This window comes from Martelella sp. (genome assembly GCF_984369615.1).
Window position 1 is genome coordinate 1 of record NZ_CFHTCS010000179.1, and the last position, 8824, is coordinate 8824.

Below are 8824 nucleotides of genomic sequence, written 5' to 3' on the forward strand. Positions count from 1 at the left end.
TTACTTTCCGCAGTTGCACACAACTGTGCCGACTCGACCAACTTATCTTGCCCGTAGCTCGTGAAAAACTCTATGCCAAAAATCTCGGGATAACTGTGCCTAGGCCAAGGCCTTGTGCGACTAGCATAATGCCCTGCCCATTCACTTTTCGCCCGCCCGCGCATGATGACCGAACCGCGGCCCGTCTCATAGGCCGACTTGATGCCGGCGCGGCCGAGAATCTGCGCCCCTGTCGGAAAATCGGGACCCGGAATGATCTGCATCAGCTCCGGCAGTTCGATTGCCGGGTTCTCCATCACCGCGATGGCGCCGTCGATAACCTCTCCGAGATTGTGGGTCGGAATGTTGGTCGCCATGCCGACGGCAATGCCGCCCGCGCCGTTGACCAGCAGGTTCGGGAATTTCGCCGGCAGAACCACAGGCTCGGACAGCGTGCCGTCATAGTTTTCCCGAAAATCGACGGTCTCCTTGTCGAGATCGTCGAGCATCGTATGCGCGACTTTCTGCAGCCGGCACTCGGTATAGCGTTCGGCCGCCGGCGGATCGCCGTCGACGGAGCCGAAATTGCCCTGCCCGTCGATCAGCGGTAGTCTGAGCGACCAGTCCTGCGCCATGCGCGCCAGCGCGTCATAGATCGCGGCATTGCCATGCGGATGGAATTTACCCATGACGTCGCCGGTGATACGGGCGCACTTCATGTACTTCTTGTTCCAGTCGACGCCGAGTTCCGACATGCCGTAGAGGATGCGGCGGTGGACCGGCTTCAGCCCGTCACGCACGTCCGGCAGCGCACGGCTGACGATCACGCTCATGGCGTAATCGAGATAGGAGCGCTGCATTTCTTCCACGATGGAAATGGGCTCGATGCCCGGCGGGAGCCCCCCGCCCGATGGTGTCGTTTGATCAGTCAAAATGAATCACGATCTCAAGCTAGAATCATATCGCGCGTTTATAGCCGAATCCGACGCCGAACGCCAATTTGGCGGGGCCTTCCGCGGTGGACAGAAGCGGCGTCCCTCAGATTTAATTCGGATTTGACGGCGGAGTTGTGGCAGGGTGTCGAAAGCGCGGGCAATGCCACTCTGGGTTTTCTCCGGACGACCAGTGCCTGCGCCCTTGAGATCAACGGGATCGGGACATTTCAATGGCAGACATGGGCACGCTCCTGAGCGGCTTCACCACATTGATGGTGACGATGGACCCGCCCGGCATGGTGCCGATCTTCCTGGCGCTGACCGTCGGCATGACGCAGGCGGAGCGCCGGCTCGTCGCCGTGCGCGGCGCGCTCATCTCCTTCTGTCTTCTCGTCGCTTTCGCGCTTATCGGCGATCGCATCCTCGGGGCGCTCGGCATTTCCATGAGCGCCTTCCGCATCGCCGGCGGCATCCTTCTGTTCTGGATCGGCTGCGAAATGATTTTCGAAAAGCGCCAGGAAAGAAAAGAGAAGACCACCGAAACCGCGATCACCAAGGACAATATCGCCCACCTTGCCGCCTTTCCCCTCGCCATGCCGCTGATCGCGGGCCCCGGTGCGATCTCGGCTACCATTCTGCTCGGGTCGAAAATGGAAACGGTGCTCGACAAGCTGGCGCTCGTGGGGGTGATCTTCATCGCTTCGTTGGTGGTGCTTCTGGCGATGTTGGCCGCCGGGCTGATCGACCGGTTCCTGGGCGAAACCGGTCGCAATATTCTCACCCGCATACTCGGCATGATGCTGACGGCGCTTGCCGTGCAGTTCGTCATCGACGGTATGCAGACCGCATTTCACCTGACGGCCGTCTCGCAATAAAAGACCGCGGCGCGAACCGATGGAGGTCGCGCCGACAAAGCTCGGGAGAAAGCGACCCCGCAGAAGACCTGGCGGGATCTGTTTTGCGTCCGTATTAATCCGTCACCATCAAAACGGGATGTCGTCGTCGAGGTCCTGCGAGAAACCGCCGCCGCCGCCGCCACCGCTGCTGCGACCGCCGCCGCTTGAGGCCGGCTGGGAGCCGTAATCGTCATAACCGCCGCCCTGGCTACCGCCAAAGCCGCCGCCGCCACCCTGACCGCCGCCCTCGCCGCGACCGTCGAGCATGGTCAGCGTCGAGTTGAAGCCCTGCAGCACGACTTCGGTCGAATACCGCTCCTGGCCGCCCTGATCGGTCCATTTGCGCGTCTGAAGCTGGCCTTCGATATAAATCTTGGAACCCTTGCGCAGATATTGCTCGGCGACCTTGCACAGGCCCTCATTGAAAATGACGACGCGGTGCCACTCCGTGCGCTCCTTGCGCTCGCCGGAATTGCGGTCGCGCCAGGTTTCCGACGTGGCGACCCTGAGATTGGCGATCGGCCGGCCGTCCTGGGTGCGCCGGATCTCCGGATCCGCTCCGAGATTGCCGACGAGGATGACCTTGTTTACACTACCTGCCATGAAACCACCTGTTTGGCCGCGATCGCGGCCCTCTTGAAGAATTTCGCGCCAGCATAAACGATCTGCCGCATGGCGACCAATCGCAGGCGTGAAATCCACAATAAAAATGTTCTTTATTTGTTCTAATGCGCTGATATGATCCCGTCAACCGATTCATTTCCGGCGCCCTTATTGAAGCAAAGCCTCGACAGGCCGTCCTTGGGAACTACATAAGAACCGATTTTCCTTTGCCGAGAAGCCGAAAGCTATGAGCGAACTCAAAAATATCTCCATTCGCGGCGCGCGCCAGCACAATCTGAAGGGCATCGATGTCGATCTTCCGCGCAATTCGCTGATCGTGATGACCGGGCTTTCGGGCTCCGGCAAGTCGTCGCTTGCCTTCGACACGATCTACGCGGAAGGCCAGCGCCGCTATGTGGAGAGCCTGTCGTCCTACGCGCGCCAGTTCCTGGAGATGATGGAAAAGCCCGACGTCGACCGGATCGACGGTCTGTCCCCGGCGATCTCGATCGAGCAGAAGACGACGTCGAAGAACCCGCGCTCCACCGTCGGCACGGTCACGGAGATCTACGACTATATGCGCCTTCTGTTCGCGCGCACCGGCGTGCCCTATTCGCCGGCAACGGGTCTTCCGATCGAAAGCCAGACGGTGACGCAGATGGTCGACCGCATTCTGGACCTGGAGGAGCGCACCAGGCTCTATCTGCTTGCGCCGCTGGTGCGCGGCCGCAAGGGCGAGTTCCGCAAGGAACTGGCCGAGCTGCAGAAGAAAGGCTTTCAACGGGTCAAGATCGACGGCGCATTCTACGAGATCGCAGAGGCGCCGAAGCTCGACAAGAAATACAAGCACGACATCGATGTGGTCGTTGATCGCGTGGCGGTACGCTCCGACCTTGCCACCCGGCTTGCCGACAGTCTCGAGACCTGTCTGGAGCTTGCCGAGGGGCTGGCGATTGCCGAATTTGCCGACAAGCCGCTGCCGGAGGGCGAGACGGCCGCCGGCGGCGCGAAGAACAAGTCTCTCAACGAAACCCACGAAAGGCTTGTTTTTTCTGAAAAATTCGCCTGTCCGGTTTCGGGTTTCACGATTTCCGAGATCGAGCCGCGCCTGTTCTCCTTCAACAATCCCGTCGGCGCCTGCCCGACCTGCGACGGACTCGGCTTCCAGCAGAAGATCGATGAAGGCCTGGTCGTTCCCGACCGCGCCAAGAAGCTCTCCGATGGCGCCATCGCGCCCTGGGCCAAGTCGTCGTCGCCCTATTACAGGCAGACGCTCGAGGCGCTCGGCAGGCATTTCGGCTTCAAGATGACCGAGCGCTGGGACAAGCTGCCGAAGGCCGCGACGGATGCGATCCTGAACGGCACGGAGGAGAAGATCGAGTTCCACTATGCCGATGGCGCGCGCTCCTACAAGACGACCAAGACCTTCGAAGGCATCATGCCGAACCTCGAGCGGCGCTGGAAGGAAACGGATTCGGCCTGGGCGCGCGAGGAGATCGAGCGCTACATGTCGGCGGCCCCCTGCCCGGCCTGCAACGGCTACCGGCTGAAGCCGGAGGCGCTTGCCGTCAAGATCGATGGCCGTCATATCGGCCATGTCAGCGAAATGTCGATCAAGGGCGCGCGCGACTGGTTCGATGGGTTGCCCGAACGGTTTTCGCAGAAGCAGAACGACATTGCCGTGCGCATCCTGAAGGAAATCAACGAGCGGCTGCGTTTCCTCAATGATGTCGGGCTGGAATATCTGACCCTGTCGCGCAATTCCGGCACGCTTTCAGGCGGCGAGAGCCAGCGCATCCGCCTTGCCTCGCAGATCGGCTCGGGACTGACCGGCGTGCTCTACGTGCTCGACGAGCCCTCCATCGGCCTGCATCAGCGCGACAACACGCGGCTTCTCGACACGCTCAAGCATCTGCGCGATATCGGCAATACGGTCATCGTGGTCGAGCATGACGAGGACGCGATCCTCGCCGCCGACTATGTGCTCGACATCGGTCCCGCCGCCGGCATTCACGGCGGCGAGGTGATTGCCGAGGGGACGCCCGCGGCGATCATGGCCAATCCGAAATCGCTGACCGGACAATATCTGAGCGGCGTGCAGGCCGTCGCCGTGCCTGCCGAACGACGCAAGCCGAAAAAGGGCAAGGCGCTGAAGATCGTCGGCGCGCGCGGCAACAACCTGAAGAACATCACCGCCGAAATCCCGCTGGGCATGTTCACCGCCGTGACCGGCGTCTCCGGCGGCGGCAAGTCGACCTTCCTGATCGAGACGCTCTACAAGGCGGCGGCGCGCCGAATCATGGGCGCGCGCGAAAACCCCGCCCCGCACGACCGGATCGACGGTCTGGAGTTCGTCGACAAGGTGATCGACATCGACCAGTCGCCGATCGGCCGCACGCCGCGCTCCAACCCGGCGACCTATATCGGCGCCTTCACCCCGATCCGCGAATGGTTCGCCGGCCTGCCGGAGGCCAAGGCCCGCGGCTATCAGCCCGGCCGCTTCTCCTTCAACGTCAAGGGCGGGCGCTGCGAGGCCTGCCAGGGCGACGGCCTGATCAAGATCGAGATGCACTTCCTGCCGGATGTCTACGTCACCTGCGACGTCTGCCACGGCCAGCGCTACAATCGCGAGACGCTGGAGGTGCAGTTCAAGGGCAAGTCGATCGCCGACATTCTGGAACTGACGGTCGAGGAAGGCGTCGAGTTCTTCGCTGCCGTGCCCTCGGTGCGCGACAAGCTGCAGACGCTGCAGGATGTCGGGCTTGGTTATATCAAGGTCGGCCAGCAGGCAAACACGCTGTCGGGCGGCGAGGCCCAGCGCGTCAAGCTTGCCAAGGAGCTGTCGCGCCGTTCCACCGGCAAGACGCTCTATATCCTCGACGAGCCGACCACGGGCCTGCATTTCCATGACGTTGCCAAGCTGCTCGACGTGCTCCACAAGCTGGTCGAACAGGGCAATTCCGTCGTGGTCATCGAGCATAATCTCGAAGTGATCAAGACCGCCGACTGGGTGATCGACATCGGTCCCGAGGGCGGCGACGGCGGCGGCGAGATCGTCGCGACCGGCACGCCGGAGGACATCGTCAGGGAGAAGCGCTCCTATACCGGCCTCTACATGCAGGAACTGCTTGAGCGGCGTCCGCAGAAGAAAACGGAAGCGGCGGAATAGAAGGGGAGCAGGAAGCGATGACATCCGAGGCAGGTGAAATCCGCGCCGGGATCGGCGGCTGGACCTTCGATCCATGGAACGAGAGTTTTTATCCGGACAAGCTGCCGAAAACGCGACAGCTGGAATATGCCTCGGAGAAGTTGCGGGTCATCGAGGTCAACGGCACCTATTATTCGTCGCAGAAGCCCGCCACCTTCGCCAAATGGGCGGCGAGCGTGCCGGATGGTTTCGTGTTTTCGCTGAAGGCGAGCCGGTACTGCACCAACCGCAAGAAGCTGGCGGAAGCCGAAGGCTCCATCGATAAATTCCTCAATCAGGGCATCACCGAACTTGGCGACAGGCTCGGACCGATCCTCTGGCAGTTCATGCCGACGAAGAAATTCGAGCCCGACGACTTTGAGGATTTTCTGAAGCTTCTGCCGCAAAGCCTTGATGGAATTGATCTTGCCCATGCAATCGAAGTCCGGCATCCGTCGTTTGTCACGCCGGAATTCGTCCGGCTGGTGCGCCGCTATGGCGCGACGGTGGTCTGTGCGGATCATCCCGAATATCCGATGATCGCCGATATCACCGGCGACTTCGTCTATTGCCGGCTGCAGAAGGGCGCGGATGACAATCCGTATTGCTATTCGGATCACGAAATGGACCGCTGGGCCGGGCGGCTGAAGACATGGGCCGAGGGCGGCGCGCCGGAGGACTTGCCGCTGCTTGTTGAGACAAAGCCCGAAAAGACGCCCCGCGATGTCTTCGCCTTCTTCATCACCAACGGCAAGGTCCGCGCGCCCGCCGGCGCGATGGCGCTGCAGCAGAAGGTCAGCTGATTGCGCTCAAGGGCGGCAGGTGGTTCGGCAGGTCCTCCGCCGTCAGTCCCTCGCCGGCGCGGTTTCCCGCTTCCCCGTGAAGCCAGGCGCCTGCACAGGCCGCGTCGAAGGCCGGCATCCCCTGCGCCAGAAGGCCGCCGATGATCCCCGCCAGAACGTCGCCGGAACCCGCCGTTGCCAGCCAGGGCGGGGCATCCGCGTTGATGGCGATGCGGCCGTCCGGGGCTGCGATCACGGTATCCGCGCCCTTGTAGAGCACCACGGCGTTGGCGCGTTCGGCAGCGCGCTTCGCCTTTTCCGGCTTGCCGATATCCTCGTCGGCGGCGATGTCCGGAAAGAGCCGCGCGAACTCGCCCTCATGCGGCGTCAGCACGCAATGCGAATCGGCGCCCGATAGCAGCGCGAACAAGGCATCGGGCTCTTCGGCAAAGGATGATATCCCATCGGCGTCCAGCACCAGCGGCCGGGCAGCCAAGGCCGAGACGAAGGCCCGCGCCTTTTCTCCGATACCGAAACCCGGCCCGAGCACAAAAGCGGAAAGGCGGCTGTCCTCAAGCCAATGCGCAAGCTCCGCGGCATCGCCGATCGTCTTCACCATCACGGCCGTCACCTGCGTCGCAACCACCATCGCCGCATTCGGCGGCACGGCAAGCGTCACCAGCCCTGCCCCGATCCTGAGCCCTGAAGTGGCCGAAAGCCGCGCCGCGCCCGTGGCCGACGGCCCGCCGCTGAAGACGCCGAGATGGCCGCGTTTGAACTTGTGCGATGAAGCCGCGGGCGCGGGCAGCGCGCCTGCGAACATATCCGGCCCGTTGAGATGATGGGCCCCGCCGGCCTCTTCAAGAATGCGCTGCGGTATGCCGATGTCGAAAACCGCCAGTCTGCCGCAATGCTCCCGCCCCGGCAGCAGGTAGTGACCCGGCTTCGCCCGCATGAAGGTGACCGTGTGGTCAGCCCTGAAGGCGGCGCCCATAACCTTGCCGGTCAGTCCGCTGATGCCGGACGGCAGGTCGACGGCGATCACGGGTACCGCCGCTTCGCTCACCTGACGGGTCAGGGTGCAGAGCGCACCGGAAAGCGGGCGCTGCAGTCCGGCTCCGAAGAGGGCATCGATGATCACCGCGCCGGCGGTTGGCCTGTACTGCTCCAGCGGCCTGCCGTCCAGGCTGCAGGCCTGAAAGGCGCGTCGGGCGTCGCCCTTCAGATTTTCCGGATCGCCCAGATGAAAAAGCGCGACCGCGACGCCCGCCTGTTTCAGCGCCTCTGCCGCGATATAGCCGTCGCCGCCGTTATTGCCCGGGCCGCAGAAGACATCTGCTCTCAGGGCCTCGGGATAAAGCCGGAGAAAGGCGGCGGCGACCGCGCGGCCGGCCTTGACCATCAGCCCGTAGCTGTCGATGCCGCTATCGGCCGCGAGACGGTCGGCGCGCCCCATCTCTGCCGGTGTCAGGAGAAGCATGTCGGAGACCTCCATGATGTGCCGAAGAGTAGAACGGCAAATGCGGCTCGAGTGCAAGCGCCGCCTCAATATTGTTCATACAATAGTCAATTGCCTATTATTTAAACACAAATGTCTGCCAAATCGTCAGGCAACAGCCATATTTCCCGGTGAAAAAGTCCTGCCCTTGACGCAGGTCCGCCTTTTGACGAGCCTTATTTCGGTGGCACATCAGCAAAGCCGTGGCTTCTGTAAAAACACCCTTCCCTTTTGGTGTGATTGCGGGACAATATGATCAAACTGGCATGCAATGTGCATATGAAGTTCCGAGCGGGCCTGTGCCTGCTTCAACGGGAGAAGCGGAGAGCAATTTTCTCATGAAAAAGATCGAAGCGATCATCAAGCCTTTCAAGCTCGACGAAGTGAAGGAAGCCCTTCAGGAAGTCGGCCTGCAGGGCATCACTGTCACGGAAGCGAAAGGCTTCGGGCGCCAGAAGGGTCACACGGAACTTTACCGTGGCGCCGAGTACGTCGTCGACTTTCTTCCCAAGGTCAAGGTCGAGGTCGTGCTGGCAGACGACAATGTGGATGCCGTCATCGATGCCATCCGCAATGCCGCGCAGACCGGGCGCATCGGCGATGGAAAAATCTTCGTTTCCAATGTCGAGGGCGTCGTGCGCATCCGCACCGGCGAAACCGGCGTTGACGCCATCTGATCCATCCCTCCGCTTTCCATCCGGAAAGACGGGGAATCCCTATCGTCATCTTCTTATGCAAGGAAAACGTTAAATGACGACAGCTGCTGAAATTATGAAACAAATCAAAGACAACGACGTCAAGTTCGTCGATCTGCGCTTTACCGATCCCAAGGGCAAGCTGCAGCACGTGACGATGGACGTTTCGGCTGTCGATGAAGACATGTTCGCCGACGGCATCATGTTCGACGGTTCGTCGATCGCCGGCTGGAAGGCCATCAACGAGTC

8 protein-coding genes are annotated in these 8824 nt (G+C 61.8%); 5 read left to right on the forward strand and 3 right to left on the reverse strand.

All coding sequences use genetic code 11. The annotated features are described in order from the left end of the window. Window positions 1-911: DNA gyrase subunit A (locus AC5DC2_RS14305; protein ID WP_491698953.1), on the reverse strand; the 911-nt coding region annotated here is incomplete at its 3' end. A 233-nt stretch (window positions 912-1144) separates the two neighbouring features. Between AC5DC2_RS14305 and AC5DC2_RS14310 the strand changes: the two genes are divergently transcribed. Beyond that, window positions 1145-1789, forward strand: a complete 645-nt coding sequence (locus AC5DC2_RS14310) for a MarC family protein (protein ID WP_491698954.1) — start codon at window positions 1145-1147, stop codon at window positions 1787-1789. Window positions 1790-1897: 108 nt separating this feature from the next. Here the strand turns inward: AC5DC2_RS14310 and AC5DC2_RS14315 are convergent, their stop codons facing one another. Continuing rightward, window positions 1898-2413 (reverse strand): single-stranded DNA-binding protein, encoded by a 516-nt coding sequence (locus tag AC5DC2_RS14315; RefSeq protein ID WP_491698955.1) that lies wholly within the window; start codon window positions 2411-2413, stop codon window positions 1898-1900. Window positions 2414-2660: 247 nt separating this feature from the next. On the opposite strand from AC5DC2_RS14315, the gene uvrA reads away from it, so the two are divergent. Beyond that, window positions 2661-5582, forward strand: a complete 2922-nt coding sequence (gene uvrA / locus AC5DC2_RS14320; RefSeq protein WP_491698956.1) for an excinuclease ABC subunit UvrA — start codon at window positions 2661-2663, stop codon at window positions 5580-5582. Window positions 5583-5599: 17 nt separating this feature from the next. Next, window positions 5600-6403 carry a DUF72 domain-containing protein gene (locus AC5DC2_RS14325; RefSeq protein WP_491698957.1) on the forward strand — a complete coding sequence of 268 codons (804 nt, stop codon included), beginning with the start codon at window positions 5600-5602 and terminating at the stop codon, window positions 6401-6403. Here the strand turns inward: AC5DC2_RS14325 and AC5DC2_RS14330 are convergent. Continuing rightward, window positions 6396-7862: an NAD(P)H-hydrate dehydratase gene (locus AC5DC2_RS14330; RefSeq protein WP_491698958.1), complete on the reverse strand. Its 1467-nt coding sequence runs from the start codon at window positions 7860-7862 to the stop codon at window positions 6396-6398. The genes AC5DC2_RS14325 and AC5DC2_RS14330 overlap by 8 nt on opposite strands. 356 nt (window positions 7863-8218) lie before the next feature. Between AC5DC2_RS14330 and AC5DC2_RS14335 the strand changes: the two genes are divergently transcribed. Together AC5DC2_RS14335 and AC5DC2_RS14340 are read left to right on the forward strand one after the other, a co-directional pair. Further along, window positions 8219-8557: a P-II family nitrogen regulator gene (locus AC5DC2_RS14335; RefSeq protein WP_024707846.1), complete on the forward strand. Its 339-nt coding sequence runs from the start codon at window positions 8219-8221 to the stop codon at window positions 8555-8557. 73 nt (window positions 8558-8630) lie between these two features. Beyond that, the coding region (locus AC5DC2_RS14340; RefSeq protein WP_491698959.1) for a glutamine synthetase beta-grasp domain-containing protein at window positions 8631-8824 on the forward strand (194 nt) is incomplete at its 3' end.